The sequence below is a fragment of the Shewanella sp. A32 genome (assembly GCF_029167175.1).
GTDB lineage: Bacteria > Pseudomonadota > Gammaproteobacteria > Enterobacterales > Shewanellaceae > Shewanella > Shewanella yunxiaonensis.
The window spans coordinates 40423-58568 of sequence record NZ_JARFTS010000017.1 but is presented as its reverse complement, the minus strand read 5'-3'; the positions used below and the strand labels follow the sequence as shown (position 1 = coordinate 58568).

At 48.8% G+C, this 18146-nt stretch carries 16 protein-coding genes; 10 read left to right on the top strand and 6 right to left on the bottom strand.

Annotated features, from left to right (window positions below; genetic code table 11):
• Positions 1-69: 69 nt before the first annotated feature.
• Positions 70-2535 (bottom strand): VolA/Pla-1 family phospholipase, encoded by a 2466-nt coding sequence (locus tag PY479_RS12600; RefSeq protein ID WP_275483981.1) that lies wholly within the window; start codon positions 2533-2535, stop codon positions 70-72.
• Between the two features lie 261 nt (positions 2536-2796).
• Between PY479_RS12600 and PY479_RS12595 the strand changes: the two genes are divergently transcribed.
• Both PY479_RS12595 and PY479_RS12590 read left to right on the top strand, forming a co-directional pair.
• A complete protein-coding gene (locus tag PY479_RS12595; protein ID WP_212596174.1) occupies positions 2797-3555 on the top strand; it encodes a YciK family oxidoreductase in 759 nt (252 codons plus the stop codon).
• A gap of 29 nt (positions 3556-3584) precedes the next feature.
• Complete coding sequence (locus PY479_RS12590) at positions 3585-4505, top strand: M14 family metallocarboxypeptidase (protein WP_275483980.1); 921 nt, start codon at positions 3585-3587, stop codon at positions 4503-4505.
• A gap of 56 nt (positions 4506-4561) precedes the next feature.
• Here the strand turns inward: PY479_RS12590 and rluB are convergent, their stop codons facing one another.
• The 5 genes from rluB to PY479_RS12565 are packed head-to-tail and all read right to left on the bottom strand — an operon-like array spanning position 4562 to position 8356.
• Positions 4562-5422, bottom strand: coding sequence for a 23S rRNA pseudouridine(2605) synthase RluB (rluB, locus tag PY479_RS12585; RefSeq protein WP_212596172.1), 861 nt, complete (start codon positions 5420-5422; stop codon positions 4562-4564).
• Complete coding sequence (scpB, locus tag PY479_RS12580) at positions 5415-6011, bottom strand: SMC-Scp complex subunit ScpB (RefSeq protein ID WP_275483979.1); 597 nt, start codon at positions 6009-6011, stop codon at positions 5415-5417. The genes rluB and scpB overlap by 8 nt, the downstream gene beginning before the upstream one ends.
• A gap of 18 nt (positions 6012-6029) precedes the next feature.
• Positions 6030-6821, bottom strand: coding sequence for a ScpA family protein (locus PY479_RS12575; RefSeq protein WP_275483978.1), 792 nt, complete (start codon positions 6819-6821; stop codon positions 6030-6032).
• A gap of 57 nt (positions 6822-6878) precedes the next feature.
• Positions 6879-7499, bottom strand: a complete 621-nt coding sequence (locus PY479_RS12570) for an L-threonylcarbamoyladenylate synthase (protein WP_212596169.1) — start codon at positions 7497-7499, stop codon at positions 6879-6881.
• Complete coding sequence (locus PY479_RS12565; protein ID WP_275483977.1) at positions 7496-8356, bottom strand: PHP domain-containing protein; 861 nt, start codon at positions 8354-8356, stop codon at positions 7496-7498. Before PY479_RS12565 ends, PY479_RS12570 begins: the two co-directional genes overlap by 4 nt.
• 337 nt (positions 8357-8693) lie before the next feature.
• Here PY479_RS12565 and PY479_RS12560 point away from each other — a divergent pair, with 337 nt between their 5' ends.
• From PY479_RS12560 to PY479_RS12525, 8 genes are all read left to right on the top strand, one after another.
• On the top strand, positions 8694-10253 hold the full coding sequence (locus PY479_RS12560) for an anthranilate synthase component 1 (RefSeq protein ID WP_212596167.1): 1560 nt from the start codon (positions 8694-8696) through the stop codon (positions 10251-10253).
• The gene (locus PY479_RS12555) at positions 10250-10852 is read left to right on the top strand and encodes an aminodeoxychorismate/anthranilate synthase component II (protein ID WP_275483976.1); all 603 of its coding nucleotides are present in this window, start codon (positions 10250-10252) and stop codon (positions 10850-10852) included. The genes PY479_RS12560 and PY479_RS12555 overlap by 4 nt, the downstream gene beginning before the upstream one ends.
• On the top strand, positions 10845-11876 hold the full coding sequence (trpD, locus tag PY479_RS12550) for an anthranilate phosphoribosyltransferase (protein WP_212596165.1): 1032 nt from the start codon (positions 10845-10847) through the stop codon (positions 11874-11876). The genes PY479_RS12555 and trpD overlap by 8 nt, the downstream gene beginning before the upstream one ends.
• Positions 11869-13263: a bifunctional indole-3-glycerol-phosphate synthase TrpC/phosphoribosylanthranilate isomerase TrpF gene (gene trpCF / locus PY479_RS12545; protein WP_275483975.1), complete on the top strand. Its 1395-nt coding sequence runs from the start codon at positions 11869-11871 to the stop codon at positions 13261-13263. The genes trpD and trpCF overlap by 8 nt, the downstream gene beginning before the upstream one ends.
• Positions 13264-13308: 45 nt before the next feature.
• Positions 13309-14511, top strand: coding sequence for a tryptophan synthase subunit beta (gene trpB, locus PY479_RS12540; RefSeq protein ID WP_275483974.1), 1203 nt, complete (start codon positions 13309-13311; stop codon positions 14509-14511).
• Between the two features lies 1 nt (position 14512).
• Positions 14513-15316: a tryptophan synthase subunit alpha gene (trpA, locus tag PY479_RS12535; RefSeq protein WP_212596162.1), complete on the top strand. Its 804-nt coding sequence runs from the start codon at positions 14513-14515 to the stop codon at positions 15314-15316.
• Positions 15317-15529: 213 nt separating this feature from the next.
• Positions 15530-15955, top strand: coding sequence for an Hsp20/alpha crystallin family protein (locus PY479_RS12530; protein WP_275483973.1), 426 nt, complete (start codon positions 15530-15532; stop codon positions 15953-15955).
• A 326-nt stretch (positions 15956-16281) separates the two neighbouring features.
• On the top strand, positions 16282-17967 hold the full coding sequence (locus PY479_RS12525) for a glucan biosynthesis protein D (protein WP_212596160.1): 1686 nt from the start codon (positions 16282-16284) through the stop codon (positions 17965-17967).
• Positions 17968-18146: the final 179 nt, after the last annotated feature.

Below are 18146 nucleotides of genomic sequence, written 5' to 3'. Positions count from 1 at the left end.
ATCTGTATCCAATTTACAGGCTCAAAAGAAAATGCCCGGCTACTCACCGGGCCTTTTTCTGTCAGTGATTTAGTTACTGCAACTCTGAATCACTAGCGGATTAGTGATAACAATCGCTGGCGCACCCGCAGCAGCCGTTGCTGCAAAAGTTGCCACTTCAGCCTGCATCTCGGCTGTTGCGGCGGCGGCCATACCATCAGTCACGCCACTTACCTCTGAAGGATTGGCAATTGAGCTATGGTGTCCTTTCGTAAAACGCACCGCTCCGGATGATGCACTGGTATCGACGCAATTCAGGCCCAGATTTGTAATCAATGGCTCGGTGCCCGACAACGGGAAGCCACTCACACTATTTGGTAACACCTGATCTGGTTTATTGCCAGCACCATCACCGACAATTTCAATCAGGTGCACCGGCAGTCCTGACGCTTGCAACATACTGACTTGACTAATCGGGTCACTACTATCAATCGCGGTTTGCACAGCGAAAGCAAAGGTTGGTAAGAAACTCTGGTAAACCGAACTCACTAATGCTGCATATTCAGCAGAATCCTCAGCATAGCCTTCGGTATTGGCCGCAGTGACCAATGCCTTAAAAGTGTCACTGGCAGTAATACTGGCATAAAGCACCGGAGAGAAGGTGGCAGAACCCGCAAAGCTTCCAGCCAGACCACCACTTGGCGCCACTAATGATACCCCTTTAATACCATAATAATTAGGTAAAGCATTACCGCTGATTGGATCAATCAAGCCACTGCTTGCATAAGTCGCAAAGTCAGTGCCAACGATTGCTCCCAAGCTCAGGCCTTGAGCAGTCATTTTATCTGCATCAAATAACGGTGTTGCACCGGTAGCGGCCTGAGTTGCACTTAATCCACCTAAAGCCAAACGCAATGCTAGATGGTCAACAGTCGCCTGGCGGAAGTTATCACGCACTGACAGTGTACTGGCGATATTCACAAACACTAACGCGCTGCCATTAGTAAAAGCATTGGGCTTACCAATAACAGCACCAAACGATGGGTCGGTAGCAGAAACCTCATAGGTCCCATCGCCATTAGCATCAAACGATCGTGCACCGTGTAATGGCATATCCATCGCAACAACAGCCACCCCTGCTGCGGCATAACTCCCCGCATAAGCTAAAGCCATCTCCTTACCGCCCCCAAGTCCATGCATGGCTATCGTGGCAGGCCAACCTGTGGTCGGTGCGCTAAAGGTTTTTCCCTGACTAGCATAAAATGCGGCCAGTTTGGTCGCGTTGGGTACCGTAATGAGCAACGGTACGGTTTCATAGCCTTTAATGGCTGGGATAGGATTAAAGCGCGTAAGGTTTCGGGTTAGATCAGCATTACTGCCATCATCCAATGTCCAGGTTTTACCAACAAGTAAAGACAGATCAGCTAACGCTGCACTCGGATCAATGCCGTAAGCCATAGCTTGCTCTGCAAAATGACTTTGGCTCAAGCTACCATTCTGTAATGCCTGCAATACTGTGACCGGACTATCGCCCAGAGCTACCCAATGACCATCGATAGTGCTACAGCTGGCAGAAGAACAATCACCATAAATCGGTAACTTAATGGAAGCAGTATAAACGTCGGCCATATCCGCTAGAACATAAGCGGTACCATCCGCCACCGTTAATCCTGCTGTGGTTGCGGCGGTATAGCCCGTAGCAACAGGGGCTTGCACCCAGCTCGGGGCATAAGCAGAATTGCTTTGTAACATCATCAATTTAACGGCTTCATATACATTGCTGACAGACTGAGTTGTGAAGAGTCCAGCATAGATAATGCTAGCACTATCAATGCCATAAGTGTCTGTGAGAACTTTTTCATAGCTATTGACTAATGTCTGTAACATCAGTTGTTCTGCTGTTTCCAGTGGATGGGTTTCAATATCCATTTTCAACAACGCATACGTAGTAGACGGTGCAACACTGCGACCTTCTGTATCCTTAATTAACGTCGTTGCCACATACAGGTAGGAGTGCGCGGGCTTCAACGGTTTTAGTGGCACAACGATGATATTGTTACCTGATACCTGAGTGATAAAATCCTCTCCCCACGTCAATTCATCACTCACCTCACAAGCACTAACAGCTGCTTCAACCTGACACGCTGCTAGCGTTGATAATGGTCCACCGCTTACCGCTTCAAACAGACGTATGGCCCCTGGCTGAGTTACAGAAGACGCCAACAGTCCAATCTCGTTACCATTACTATCAGTCGATGGTGCAAAACCAATAGTGATAGGCTGTGTTGTCGACCAGCCATCTAGCGCCCCCAACGCTAACTGCGGATCGGTATAATCGCCCGCACTCTCTCCCGGCATATTGAGTGTGCCATCAAGCGTGCCGCTGAGCAGCAAGTCGTTTGGCACAGGTATCGCAGAATTAGCCGGATCGAACACAAGATGCGTCTCTGGCACTAATGGTTCGGTACTGTTCTTCAGTTCGTCGTAACTGTCCCCACCGCAGGCTGTAAGTCCCAATGCCACAATGGTTGTGGTGACCACTATCAGTCTGTTCATATTTGTAACCCCAAGTCTTGTTGTAGTAGTTTTGTTTCCCTGACAAATTGGCCACAATACCCCAATGCTTGTGACTGCAGGAATGAGACCTATGTCTCAATCTTTAACAAGTTAATGCATATTTGGTGTTTTAGCTACAGAACAGAAACAAATGAAACCAATGTATTACGGCACTAATCAGCCATTTGTTTTAAACAACGAGGGAAACGCCTGCCAACAGCAATAAGGTTGCGGGTTACTGAAATTACGGGAATTGTGCTGATGTTGGACTATCAAGCGAAAAAAGATTTATTAACAAATAAAATTATTCTGGTGACTGGGGCTGGTGATGGCATAGGTCGTACAGCAGCCATAACTTATGCCGCACATGGTGCTACGGTTATTTTACTGGGACGCACCCAAAGAAAACTGGAAGCGGTATATGATCAGATAGTCGCCCAAGGCTACCCCCAACCTGCAATCATGCCACTGGATTTGGCAAGTGCCACAGTTGGTGATTACCAACATATGGCAGCGCTAATCGATGCACAATTCGGGCGGCTGGATGGCTTGCTGCACAATGCCAGTTTACTGGGGACTCTGACATTACTGGAACAACTTCCGCTCCAGGAGCTGGAACTACTGCTCAAGGTCAATGTGGTGGCAGAACTTGCCATGACACAAGCGTTGTTACCCTTGCTTAGACAAGCAAGTACGGCTTCTATCCTTTTTACCAGTAGTGGTGTCGGACGCAAAGGACGTGCTTATTGGGGAGCGTATGCTATCTCAAAATTTGCCACTGAAGGCATGATGCAGGTGTTAGCCGATGAGATTGATGGCAGTTCAGTAAGAGCTAACAGTATTAATCCCGGGGGCACCCGTACGACTATGCGTGCCAGTGCCTATCCGGCAGAAGATCCTCTCACGCTGAAAACACCGCAAGAAATTATGCCGCTATATCTATACCTGATGGGCGATGACAGTCTCCATGAAAATGGCCAGGCTTTCAGTGCACAACTTAAACCTACTATTTCAAAATGATTAACGATAAAAACGACAAGGAAATGAATATGGATCAGTCATCCACTTATCCAATTGGGACACCGGGTGTGCCTTGGGGCGATAGCGAAAAAACTCAATGGCGCCAATCACGTGCAATCCAACGCAGTTATCAAGCAGAAGTATTAGACAAAATCTCTGCATTAGCGGCAACGTTTGACATCATTCAATACGGAGCACTGAGCTACGATACCAAACGTTATCCGCTACTGGCACTCAAATCAAAAAACTGGGATGCAGCCAAGCCTGGGGTATTAATCACCGGAGGCGTCCACGGCTATGAGACCAGTGGGGTTCAGGGGGCATTACTTTTTGCCCAATCCCAAGCGCAGCTTTTTACCAACGATTTTAATCTGCTCATAGCGCCCTGTGTTAGCCCCTGGGGCTACGAAGTGATCAACCGCTGGAATCCATTGGCGATAGACCCAAACCGCTCGTTTTATGTAAACAGTCCTGCCGAAGAGTCTGCTTCATTGATGGCCTTAGTTGCTGAACAACCTTGTGAATTTTTAGCGCATATTGATCTTCATGAAACAACCGATACCGATGAAAGTGAATTTCGGCCTGCGCTATCGGCAAGAGATGGCAAAGCATATCAGCCTGGCGAAATTCCCGATGGCTTTTATGTAGTTGATGATAGCGCCCATCCACAACCGGCTTTTCAAAAAGCGATTATTGCGGCTGTTGCAAAAGTCACCCACATTGCGCCAGCCGATAAAGACGGCAATATCATTGGGTCAAAGGTAGTGCAACCCGGGGTTATTGAATATGCACTTAAGGAGCTAGGCTTATGCGCCAGTGTTACAGGGGCGCCTTATACTTGCACGACGGAGGTTTATCCTGACAGCCCTAAGGCCACCGATGACATCTGTAATCAGGCGCAGGTTGCCGCAGTTTGTGGTGCGCTCAAATTCCTGCTTCAAAACGGCTAACCCCTAACAACGCTAAAGATAAAGGCCACTATTCGTGGCCTTTTATGTTGAAATAATTACTGGCGGGTTGTCTTTCCCTGTGACGTTTTCTGTTTACGTACCGCACGCCGCACTTTAGCACTGCGCACTTTGGCTCGTGCCACGCTGTGCTTATCCATTCCCAACATGGAGCGGGTTTCAGGTTCTAGTCCAGCGAGCTGTCGTAGATAGTTCACTTGCTCCAGCGGCAACTCCATCCAGCCACCACGAGGCAACGTCTTAGGCAATTCAATCATGCCATAGCGGACTCGGATCAAGCGACTGACCTGCACTTCTACCGCTTCCCACAAACGCCGCACTTCTCGGTTACGGCCTTCATGTAATGCCACGTGCCACCACTGGTTAATGCCTTCACCACCCGCCGCTTTGATTTGATCAAACTGTGCCGGACCATCTTCCAGCATCACGCCAGTACGCAGCTTTTGCACCACCAGATCGTTGACTTCACCAAAGGTACGCACCGCATATTCACGTTCCACTTCATTTGACGGATGCATCAGCCGGTTAGCGAGTTCACCATCAGAGGTAAACAGCAACAAACCTGAGGTGTTGATATCCAAACGCCCGACAGCAACCCAACGACTATCGCGGGTACGCGGTAGTCGATCAAAAACCGTTGGCCGACCTTCCGGATCTTTGCGAGAACAGATCTCACCTTCCGGTTTGTGGTAAGCCAGCACCCGACAAATCACATCTTCCGCTGACTTGAGCGATACCTGGCGACCATCGATACGGACCTTGGCATCTGCTTCAATGCGGTCGCCAAGATTAGCAATTTCTCCATCGACACTCACCCGGCCTGCAGCTATCCATGCCTCCATCTCACGACGGGAGCCATGGCCAGCACGGGCCAAGATTTTCTGCAATTTTTCACTCATTAATAGACTCTTCTATGGTTTCCGGCATGGTCTTCATTCCTGAAAACACTGCCTCTAATGATTCGGCATCCGTTAACGGTGGCAAGTCTGCCAATTTATCGAGGCCGAAATAGGCCAGGAACTCCGCTGTCGTAGCAAACAATGAAGGCCGTCCCGGCACCTCTTTATGCCCCACGACACGGACCCAGCCGCGATCAGTTAAATTTTTGATGATCTGACTGCTGACAGCCACACCTCGCACAGCTTCAATTTCCCCTCGGGTTACTGGCTGCTGATAGGCAATAACCGCCAAGGTTTCTAACGTGGCACGTGAATATTTTGGTGCCTGCTCCTGCCACAGCGTCTGCAATATTTCACTCAGACTGTCGCGAGTCTGGAATCGATAGCCACCCGCAACATTCACCAATTGCACGCCACGTTCCTGATATTCCATTACCAGTTCATCCAACAATGATTTCAGCCGTGGCACAGATACACTGAAATCCGCTAACACCGTTTCCCGTAAAACTTTCACTGATACTGGCTTGCCCAACACAAACAAGGTGGCTTCCACCAGTTGCTTTAGCTGAGAATCATTGATTTGCGCCAAGGACAGCCTCCGTTCCAGTTAAAATGCCTTCAGATATATTGGCGCAAACGGTTCACTTTGCACCAATTCCACCAGCAAGCCTTTCACCAGTTCCATCAATGCCAGAAAACTAACTACGACTCCGGCACGGCCTTCACTAATACTGAACAGCGCTTCAAACGGCGTGTAACGCTCACTTGAAAGCTGTGCCAATATCTGACTCATACGTTCACGCGTCGACAATTGCTCTTTTCGTACTTGATGATCACCGTAGGCTTCTACCCGCTTTAACACGTCGCCAAAAGCACGCGCCAATTCCAGCAGGCTCACGTCAGGAGGCACCAACCGAGGTCGAATTTCTGGGGAGGGTGCAGCGCTAGCCTGGAATACATCTCGCTCTAACCTTGGCAAATTATCCAACCGCATAGCAGCATCTTTGATGCTCTCATAAGCCTTCAACTGCCTGATCAGCGCTGCCCGCGGATCATCTTCTTCGTCAGCTTCCAGTTCCGGTTTAGGTAACAGCAAGCGAGATTTAATCTCCGCCAGGGTTGCTGCCATCACCAAATAATCGGCAGCCAACTCGACTCTGGCCCCCTGTAACATCTCAATGTATTCCAGGTACTGAGACGTGATCTGCGTAATCGGCAGATCAACCACATCCAGCTTTTGTTTGCGGATCAGGTACAGCAACAGATCCAACGGTCCTTCAAAGGCTTCGAGAAATACCGCCAGCGCTTCAGGAGGAATAAACAGATCGGCGGGAAGTTCTTGTAAGACTTCACCACGCACTACAACCAAGGGTAAGCTCTGTTGCACACCTTCAGTCATCCATTTTCCTCTTTGTCAGGGCGCTGACGAGCGCGCGATTATAGCGGGTAATCATGGTTAAAGAAACGGCGAAATATCCCCCGCGCCTTCACGGACGATTTCCATACCGTCTTCGGACATGTCGATAACCGTAGTGGGCTTTTCGCCAAGATAACCACCAGCGACAATGGCATCGACTTGATGCTCTAGCTCATCGCGGATTATTTCCGGATCGGATTCCGCGACATCATTGCCGGGAAGTACCAAGGTCGTCGACATTAAAGGCTCACCAAGCACCTCCAGTAACGCCAGCGCGATCACGTTGTCCGGTACACGGATACCGATGGTGCGCTTTTTCTCGTTCTGCAACCGCCGAGGTACTTCTTTAGTGGCTTTAAAAATGAAGGTGTAGGGACCAGGGGTGTTGTTTTTTAACACTCGAAACGCCTGATTATCTACTCGCGCATAAGTGGATAATTCAGAAAGATCACGGCACACCAAGGTAAACTCATGGTTATCACCTAGCTGACGGATCCGGGCAATGCGAGTCATTGCGTCTTTGTTGCCAATCATACAACCCAAGGCATAACCGGAATCGGTGGGATAAACGATAACCCCCCCATTTTTGAGTATATTCACGGTCTGATTGATCAGACGCGGCTGAGGATTCACCTCATGTACATAAAAAAACTGACTCATTGTTTAACTGTCCATTGCTCACTCTGCCAAACCCATTCTAACCCCTTGGGCCGACGTAAATTTTTTCCAAGTTCCAGCCAGCGGCCTGGAAAATGAAAATCGCTGCCAACTGACGCTTTCAAACCATTCAGGTTTGCCAACTGAGCCAACTGCACTAAATCTTCAGGTGATTGTTGCCCTAAGACCACTTCCATGGCATCACCACCGGCTTCTTTAAACTCTCTGACAAGTTTCTTTAACCACTTCCCCTTAAGCTGGTAACCACTCGCATGCGCTAGCACCGCGATGCCACCAGCGGCATGGATCACGTCGATCGCACTTCGCATATCGCCCCAGTTATTAGGCACATAACCGGTTTTACCGCGGGCTAAATAACGTTTAAACACTTTACCAATGTCATCAACAATCCCCGCCTGCACCAGATAACGGGCATAGTGTCCGCGACTCAATGCTGCGTCCCCCGCTAATGCCTGGGCTCCTTGATAAGCGCCCATAATCCCAGCTTTCTCAAGCCGATGACCAATCTCTTGCGCCCGTTCGTTACGCAAACAACGTTGCCGCTCAAGAAACGCTAATAACGGCGGATAATGGCAATCAAATGCCAGGCCCACAATATGGATATCATAAGCATGCCAATGGGTTGAGATCTCTACGCCATTGACCAGCGTTATTGGTTGAGACAAGCCAAGATTAAACTGCTTGGCAATAGTTAAGCCCGCGACCGTATCGTGGTCGGTAATGGCTAATACATCTACACCGTTAGTTTTTGCCCGGGTGATAAGTTCGGCAGGAGACAACGCTCCGTCGGAGGCTGTGCTATGGCAGTGCAGATCGATACAAGATTGTTCAGTAATCATCTGCTTATTGTACTTGAGTTTGTTGTACAAATGCGATTTATCTTGTTTACAGCGCACAATATTTTCAAAAAGTTAGTAATAAGTCGTTGACATTACCTGCTGTCTGCGGTTTTCTATAAGCCAATTACTGAGCTGGATTATTTCGTCATGTATAACATCGCTTCTCTTAACATCGTATGGTGGTGGCACTCCCCTTAACGCGGGTGGTGTGAAGCGCTGTATTCAAACGAGACAGCAAGATTCAACAAAGAAGCCCGCAAAATTGCGGGCTTCTTTCGTTTTTAACCCAAGAAGAGCTGCAGAAAGGGTAAAACGCAATGCAACACAGGACGGAAAAATGAGCAGATTTAAGCAAATTGCCACGGTCAACTATCGTAAGCAACCGCTTCCCTACCAGGATGATCCGCTGCGACTTTACAAACAGATTACCAATGACAAACCACACACTATGTTGCTGGAATCTGCTGAAATTGAAAGTAAAGACCACCTAAAGAGCTTTATTATCACTGACGCCGCCTTGAGCATTACCTGCATGGGACAAACCGTCAGCTTCAGTGCTCTCACCGAAAATGGCGCAACCTTGTTACCTGCCATTGCACAATACTTCAAACCACTGGCCAACATCAGTGAAAGCAACCGCTTGTTGATTGTCACCTTCGCTAAAGCAGTTGGTGAACTTGATGAAGATGCTCGCCTTAAAGCGCTGTCTCCCCTTGAAGGATTGCGTGTGCTGCAGCAAGGTATCCGCATGGCCGGTGAGGATTGTTTTGAAGGCTTGTTTTTAGGCGGTGTGCTTGGTTACGACCTGATTGCCACTGTTGAACCATTACAAGAAGTCGCTAATAGTGATAATCACTGCCCTGATTATCTATTCTATCTCGCTGAAACGCTTATCGTAGTAGATCATCAACGGCAGGATGCCGAGATTGTTACCCATGCGTTCAGCCAGGATAACAAAATCACCAAGAAGCTAGACCAGCGAGTCGCTGAGATTATAGAACTGTGCCAACAGCCGTCAGAAGTTCCACCATTGCGAGGTGTCCGTACTGAAGTGTCAGCTAACATCAGTGACGCTGAATATGGTGCCCAAGTAGAGCAACTTAAAGAACATATCCGCGCGGGTGATATTTTTCAGGTAGTGCCCTCTCGTTGTTTTCAACTGCCCTGCCCCAACACGCTGGGGGCTTATCGGGCACTGAGACTCACCAATCCCAGCCCATACATGTTTTATTTACGCACCGCTGACTTCACGCTCTTCGGCGCATCGCCAGAAAGTGCCGTGAAATACGAGACTCACACTAATCAGGTAGAGATGTACCCAATTGCCGGGACTCGTAAACGCGGCAAAGATGCTGACGGTAACATTGATGCTGACCTCGATGGTCGTATAGAACTGGAATTACGGCTCGATAAAAAGGAATTAGCAGAACACATTATGCTGGTTGACTTGGCTCGTAATGACATTGCCAGGATCAGTGAAAGTGGTACTCGTAAAGTGTCGGATTTACTTAAAGTTGACAGATATTCTCACGTGATGCATTTGGTCAGTCGCGTTACCGGGCAATTACGCAGTGACCTTGATGCCCTGCACGCTTATCAGGCGTGTATGAATATGGGCACACTCGTAGGTGCCCCCAAAGTACGTGCCGCACAACTTGTCCGGAGTGTCGAACAAAAGCGTCGAGGCAGTTATGGCGGGGCCGTAGGATATATCAACGGACTGGGCGACATCGATACCTGTATTGTGATTCGTTCTGCCTTTGTCAGCGAAGATACCGCATACATCCAAGCGGGGGCGGGTGTCGTTTATGATTCTGAACCTTTAGCCGAAGCAGAAGAAACCCGGCAGAAAGCTCAGGCCGTTATCAGTGCCATTAAGTTGGGAGGTGGCCTATGAAAATCTATCTGCTCGATAACTTTGACTCATTTACCTATAACCTCGTTGATCAGTTTCGTAGTCTCGGGTTCGAAGTGGTCATTTATCGTAACGACATCAGCGCCGATACCATCGCGGAAAAGATGTTGACTGAACCAGTACAAGCAGCCTTGGTATTGTCGCCCGGTCCAGGCGCCCCATCGGAAGCTGGCTGCATGTTACAGTTAATAGATAAAGTCGCTGGCAAACTCCCGATTTTAGGGATCTGCCTTGGACATCAGGCATTGGTCGAATATTACGGCGGGAAGGTAGGCCGTGCGGGTCAGATTGTTCATGGAAAATCCAGCCCGGTTGAACACAGCACGAAGGGGGTCTTTGACGGGTTGCCATCTCCGCTGCCGGTTGCCCGTTATCACTCTCTGGTAGCCACTGAAGTGCCAGAATGCCTAGAAGTGATCGCCAGTTATGATGGTATGCCCATGGCAGTGCAACATAAACAACATGCATCTGTCGGCTTTCAGTTCCACCCAGAATCTATTCTCACCACCCAGGGCAGTACTTTGCTGGTGCAGACCCTGCAATATTTAACGTTTGATCGCAGGGAGAGTCGTAATGCCTGATATCCAACCTTTAATGGAGCAACTATATGCGGGACAGTCACTTAGTCGCAGTCAGTCAAAAGCGCTATTCGCACCGCTGATCGCGGGAGAACTCAGTGAAGCCGCTATTTCAGCGTTATTGATAGCGTTAAAAATCAAAGGTGAAACCATTGACGAAATCAGCGGTGCTGCCGATGCACTGCTGGCAGCAGCAAAGCCTTTCCCGATGAGTGGCAAGGGCGTTATTGATATCGTCGGTACTGGTGGCGATGGACATAACACCATTAATATTTCCACGACCGCCTGTTTCGTGGCTGCCGCCGCCGGTGCCAAAGTTGCCAAGCATGGAAATCGTGGCGTATCGAGTAAATCCGGTGCATCCGATCTATTGTCAGAGCTGGGAATTAAGCTCACTATGTCGCCTGAGACTGCCGCCCATTGTCTTAGTGACATGGGGATCTGTTTTCTGTTTGCACCTCACTATCATGGTGGTGTTCGTCACGCAGTACCTGTGCGTCAGGCACTAAAGACCCGCACCGTATTTAACGTATTGGGCCCGCTTATTAATCCTGCACGCCCAGATTACATGTTGCTGGGTGTTTATAGTCCAGCGTTGGTCGCTCCGATTGCCGGAGTGTTACAAGCGCTGGGTGTAAAACGTGCCATGGTCGTCCATGGTGCCGGACTGGATGAAGTAGCACTGCATGGTGAAACCTTGGTCGCTGAACTAAAGGACGACAAGATAACCGAATATCGCCTGACACCCGCGGATTTTGGCGTCGCCACCGCGACGATTGACGCGCTGGAAGGCGGTACGCCAGCAGATAACGCGGCTATCACTTTGGCGGTTCTCAACGGTAAAGGTACAACTGCCCAGCGAAATGCAGTTGCAATCAACGCCGCCTGCGCCCTGTATATCAGTGGCCTCGCAGACAATTTACGTGCAGCAACCTTGCTGGCTCTGCAAACAATCGATTCCGGCCGCGCCGCCATTCTCGTGCAGCAACTGGCAACAGGGAGTCAACTGGAGACGATCAATGAGTAATGTGTTAACTCGCATTGTCGACACCAAAACTGAACATATCGCTAGTCTGAAAAAACGCTTTCCAGAAGAAAGTCTGCGACCACAAATATCACATCGCAGTCTTTACCGCGCGCTTAGTGGTCCAAAGGCCAGTTTTATTCTGGAATGCAAAAAGGCCAGTCCTTCTAAAGGGCTTATTCGTGATGATTTTGATCCACAGTCAATTGCGGCGACATACAGCCATTATGCCAGCGCCGTATCAGTGTTGACTGATGAGCAATTTTTCCAGGGGGATTTTGATTTTATCCCGTTGGTACGCAGCCAGGTGGACCAACCGATCCTGTGCAAGGACTTCTTTATTTCGCCTTACCAGATAAAACTAGCGGCACATCAGGGCGCTGATGCAATTCTGCTGATGTTGTCAGTTTTAGATAACGTGCAATACCGGCAATTGGCGGCCGAAGCTGCCAAATACAGACTGGATATTCTTACTGAAGTCTCCAACGAGGAAGAACTACATCGTGCCATTGCGCTAAATGCACCACTGGTAGGGATCAACAACCGTAATCTGCGAGATTTGACTACGAATATTGTCAATACTGAGCGACTAGCCCCCAAATTACCTAAAGACATGCTGGTGATCAGTGAGTCGGGGATCTACACCCATGCCGATGTCAGACAACTGGCACCTTTGGTGAACGGTTTTCTGGTAGGGAGCTCGCTGATGGCAGAGGATGATTTAGATTTAGCCTGCCGCAAACTTATTTTTGGTCACAACAAAGTCTGCGGCATTACCCGCAGTAGCGACCTGCACGCTGCGGCTGATGCCGGTGCCGTTTATGGCGGATTGATTTTTGCCCCACAATCTTCCAGAAAAGTTACGCTGGAACAGGCTCTTGAGTTAGCAAAAAGTAATCGCGAACAGAAACAACACTTGTTGCTGGTAGGCGTATTCGTTGATGCCCCGACAAGTGAAATCGTTACCGTTGCCGTAGCACTTAAACTAGATGCCGTGCAACTGCATGGAAAAGAGGATGACACGGCGCTTGCCAGACTGCGTGAGGGCCTCGACAACGCTGGCATGAGTGCCACTGAAATTTGGAAAGCCATTCCGGTAAACGCCGAGGGAGAAACGGCAGCCATCAGTATCCCCGCTCATGCTGACCGTGTTCTTTACGACAGTAAAACCGGGGCCAGTTTTGGTGGTACCGGTAAAGCGTTTAACTGGCAGCAACCACTGCCTAGTAAAGCAGATGCGATGTTGGCCGGTGGTTTGGGACCGGATAATGCCGCTGAAGCGGCAGAACAAGGATTCTTCGGACTGGACTTTAATTCGGGTGTGGAAGTGGCTCCCGGTATCAAAGACAGTGACAAAATTTACGACGTACTGGCAGCCGTCAGGGCGTAAACCAAAAGATTGACTGCGGTACGCCGCGGCGAAGGAATTAAAATCATGAGCGAGACGATACTCAACCCCTACTTTGGGGAATTCGGCGGTATGTACGTACCGCAAATTCTGATGCCAGCCCTCAAACAGCTGGAGCGGGCATTTGTAGAAGCGCGCCAGGACCCAGCATTTCAGGAAGAATTTCAGGATCTGCTGAAAAACTATGCTGGGCGACCCACTGCATTAACGCTGACCCGCAATCTGTCACCAAATCCTAAAGTAAAAATTTACCTCAAGCGTGAAGACCTGCTGCATGGCGGTGCTCATAAAACCAATCAGGTGATCGGTCAGGCATTGCTGGCTAAACGCATGGGCAAAACTGAAATTATCGCAGAAACCGGTGCAGGACAACATGGTGTGGCTACCGCGCTGGTCTGTGCATTACTCGGTCTGAAATGCCGGATCTATATGGGCGCAAAAGACGTTGACCGCCAAAGCCCTAACGTATTCCGGATGCGACTGATGGGGGCAGACGTAATCCCCGTACATTCTGGCTCATCCACCTTGAAAGATGCCTGTAACGAAGCCATGCGTGACTGGTCAGGTAGCTATGAGCGTGCCCATTATCTTTTAGGAACAGCCGCCGGTCCGCATCCCTTCCCGACCATCGTCAGAGAATTTCAAAAGATGATTGGTGAAGAAACCAAACGCCAGTTGCAAGAACGCGAAGGCAGATTGCCTGATGCCGTTATTGCCTGTGTTGGGGGTGGTTCCAACGCTATTGGCATGTTTGCTGATTTCATCGATGAGCCTTCTGTCAAACTTATCGGCGTTGAGCCAGCCGGAAAAGGCATCGAAAGCGGCATGCATGGTGCACCATTACGCCATGGCAAACTGGGGATTTATCTTGGGATGAAATCGCCGTTGATGCAGGATAACGAAGGACAGATTGAAGAATCCTACTCCATCTCTGCCGGGCTAGACTTCCCATCTGTAGGACCTCAACACGCCTATCTTTATGCATCCGGTCGTGCCAATTATGAATCAGCCACCGATGATGAAGCATTGGAAGCGTTCCAGCTGCTAGCGCGCCATGAAGGTATCATTCCGGCACTGGAATCCGCTCACGCAGTCGCTTATGCGTTGCGTTATGCCAAAGAATGCACCGAAGACACCATTCTGGTAGTGAACCTTTCTGGTCGTGGCGACAAAGACATTTTTACTGTTTCAGACATACTGGCTGCCCGCGAAGCCAGCCAGGAGGTTTAACATGAGTACACGTTACCAAGCGTGTTTTTCCCGTCTTGCTGCGGAAAAACGCGGAGCATTTGTTCCCTTTGTAACGCTGGGAGATCCTAATCCTGAGCAGTCCCTGGCGATTGTGGATACTTTGGTTGCTAATGGCGCCGATTGTCTGGAACTGGGCTTTCCTTTTTCCGACCCACTGGCAGATGGCCCCGTGATCCAGGGAGCCAATCTTCGGGCATTACACAGTGGCACGACCCCTACTCTTTGCTTTGAGATGATTGCGCAGATCCGCGCTAAATATCCCGAACTTCCAATTGGTCTGCTGCTATATGCCAATCTGGTGTACGCCAACGGCATACTCAATTTCTACCAACGAGCTAAAGCCGCAGGCGTTGACTCCGTCCTGGTTGCAGATGTTCCTGTAGAAGAATCTGCGCCATTTGTTACGGCAGCTAAAAGCGTGGGGATCGCGCCCATTTTTATCGCACCGCCAAATGCAGATCATGATACGTTGGCGTTGGTTGCCAGAACGGCGGAAGGATATACCTATCTGCTATCACGTGCCGGTGTCACCGGAGCTGAAAACAAAGCGGGGATGCCAGTTCATGAAATTCTTGATTCACTAAAACAATTTGATGCTCCGCCGCCGCTGTTAGGTTTCGGCATTGCGGAACCCGCCCAGGTCAAGGCGGCTATCGAAGCCGGTGCAGCCGGAGCCATCTCGGGTTCTGCGGTAGTAAAAATTATTGCCGCGAATCTGGATAATCCGGCGCTGATGCTGGAACAACTAGGCGCTTTTGTCAAAGCAATGAAAGGGGCGGCATAGGCCTGAATCATATAGATTAAGTTACTGATTAAAGGCAGGAATAATCCTGCCTTTAATTTTTTATAAGTAATCGCTTTTTATGGAAAAATACCATAAAAAAATCATGGTCTTTACCTTGAAAAAATAGTGTTTGGTACCATATTACAATCAGGTAATCGAGGGATTACCGAAAGGTTGAATCACCTTGGGATGACATCACATAAGGAGGTCAATATGAAATTACGTCCTTGGAATCCTGCAGAAGAATTCGACAATCTGTTCAGTCGTTTTGGTTCACTGGCTAACTGGACAAATCCGTTTATGGCCGGAGAACGTCACTGGTTGCCGGCCACCGATATCAGCGAAAATGCTGATAACTACCTGTTGAAGGTAGAACTGCCGGAAATGAAAAAAGAAGATATCAGCCTCAATATAGAAGATGGCTGCTTAGTGATCTCCGGCGAACGTAAACATGAACACACAGATGATAAACAGCATATGACCGAGAGATTTTACGGTCAGTTTGTTCGTCGTTTCCAGTTACCAGATAATGTCGATGACAATGCTATTGATGCAAAATTCGACAACGGCATGTTGTATTTAACACTGCCCAAAATTGAAGTGAAAGCTGACGTAAAACATCAGATCGATATTCACTAATTGTTGATGTTACTCACCTAAAAGCCACCTCCGCTTGAGGTGGCTTTTATATTTTTGTCTCTCAATGTGTTTAACATAAAGAAAACAATTAGCTTTTGTTATTTACAACACTGTTAGAAAACTGCTTTTTGCTGAATCTCAATCAGATAGACCATTCCATTCTGTCAAATTTGTGCTAGATTTCTGGCGTACTGAATATATGCAGATTACAACTAATGTTAACGTCTCTGCACCTCTACAGGTTTTGTCATTACCTGTAAAATAATTTGTAAGGAACCCCGTTGTTACGGGAGATACCGGAAAGTCACATAACCCAGAGTCTGCTTATGCCATTCAATTTATTGTCTGCGACAGAAACTTTTAACAATTCATCCTTTAATACCTTTAAGGACGCCTCGGCAGTTCGCAAAGTAAAGCTTCGCTTGCGCAATTTGAGTCGTGGCTTGCTGATTTCCTGCAGTTTGCTATTAAGTCTGTCAGCATGTGCTGTCGGGCTGCAGGTAACACCCAAAGAGGGTGAAACCTTCGATTATGCTTGGCTAAAGGGTTTTGCCCGTAACTTGGCTACCGAACCCTACGTCAGTCATAAAGGGGAATTACCCAGCAGCCTGCAACATCTTGACTGGGATGATTACCAACAGCTGCACTTCAAGAAAAAAGCCGCGTTATGGCGTAATGACGACGTAAACTTTCGGGCAGAGCTGTTCCATTTAGGGTTATATTTTGACACGCCGGTGCAAATGTATGAACTGCAAAATGGCAAAGCTACTCCCATCAAGTATTCCCCTTCCTTGTTTGACTATGGCAAGTCGAAAGTGGATGGCAAAGCCTTACCTAAAGATCTGGGATTTGCAGGATTTCGCATGCAATTCCACACCGACTGGCAGCGTGACGTTATAGCCTTTCTTGGTGCCAGTTATTTCCGCGCAGTTGGGCAGGAAATGCAATATGGCCTATCGGCTAGAGGGTTGGCAGTCGATACTGCCATGGATCATCCTGAAGAATTTCCAATCTTTACCGACTTCTGGCTGGAACATCCCACCAACAATTCAGATGTCACCACTGTGTACGCGCTGATGGATTCGCCTAGTGTCACTGGCGCCTATCGTTTTGATATTCAGCCAGGTGCCCGATTAAAAGTGAAGGTTGATGCGGCAATTTATCCACGTAAAGCCATCGCGCGTCTTGGTGTCGCCCCATTAACCAGTATGTACATGGTGGGTGAGAATGACCGTCGCACAGACTATGACTGGCGCCCAGAAATCCATGATTCAGATGGTCTCGCGATGCACACAGGTAACGGTGAGTGGATTTGGCGACCTTTGAATAACCCCGCCGAATTGCGTTTTAACGCCTACAGCGACAATAATCCCAAGGGCTTTGGTCTATTACAACGCGACCGTAATTTTGACCATTATCAGGACGACGGCGTGTTTTATGAAAAGCGGCCAAGTCTGTGGATTGAGCCCACCAGTGACTGGGGAAAAGGTTCAGTACAGTTGGTAGAGATCCCAACCCTGGATGAGACCTTTGATAACATCGTGGCGTTCTGGAATCCTGCGCAACCTATAGAAGCCGGACAAGAATTACTGTTTAGCTACAACATGTATTGGGGCGGCATTCCACCTCAGCAGTCCCCCAAAGCTAAGGTGGTAGACACCTTTACCGGTATTGGCGGGCTCATTGGAAAAAAACGTCCTTACTACAGCAAACGTTTCGTCGTGGATTTTGCTGGCGGTTCATTGCCAATGCTCAGTAAAGATGCCGAGGTGAAAGCCGTTATTTCGGTGTCTCGAGGTCGCACAGAAATTGAATCTGCCAGACCATTACATGAGATTGATGGCTACCGGGCGATGTTTGATTTGGTGCCACCCGATGAAAGTACTGACCCGATTAATATCCGTCTGTATTTGGAGTCTGACGGACAACCACTGTCTGAAACCTGGATGTATCAGTGGAACCCACCGCCAGCGGCGCAGCGCCAGCTACATAACGCGGGGCACCTGAAGTAACAATATGAACGCCGGTTTATGCCGGCGTTTTTATATCTGTTACGTAATGTCACAGGATCGCGCAGCCAGTACCCCAACCGAGTCAGCGTTAACTGGCTTAGGCTCGCGTCCTCAAATGATCGGAACTATCGAAACTGCAGCGTCGGGTCACATCTTACAGTACTGTTCTTTTATCTTAA